Here is a 358-nt window from a genome sequence, read left to right on the forward strand (position 1 = left end):
GTCCCACCCTTATTGATCGCGTAGCTAGCCTCGCAGTGAAGTCAGCGTCTCTTTCAGGTTCTAGTCGTACTCAGCTCCCAGCTCCGCCGTGAATTCCACCTCGAGCTTCGTCACTTAGCTCTCAAGTGCTTGCCTGGACAAACCATCCAGAATCCCCAGAATCTGAGCGTCATTGAGAGCAAATTTGGGCACAAACTCCATGCCGACCGGCAAACGGTCGTGGGGACACATCAGTGCTCCCTTGCCCTCACCGAATTCCTGGCTGATGAATGTTTTGAGGTTGCTTGGCGTTTTTGTGGCGTAGGCGCTTCGGAAGATCGATAGGTCACAGAGCACACCTGCGAGCATTACCCAAGCG

Annotated in this window: 1 protein-coding gene; it reads right to left on the reverse strand. The window is 54.2% G+C overall.

Translation table 11 applies throughout. The annotated features are described in order from the left end of the window. Positions 1-114: 114 nt before the first annotated feature. Positions 115-358: hypothetical protein (locus EE949_RS29635; protein WP_206335693.1), on the reverse strand; the 244-nt coding region annotated here is incomplete at its 5' end.

Origin of the sequence: Pseudomonas viridiflava (genome assembly GCF_900602065.1) — a bacterium.
Classification (GTDB): domain Bacteria; phylum Pseudomonadota; class Gammaproteobacteria; order Pseudomonadales; family Pseudomonadaceae; genus Aquipseudomonas.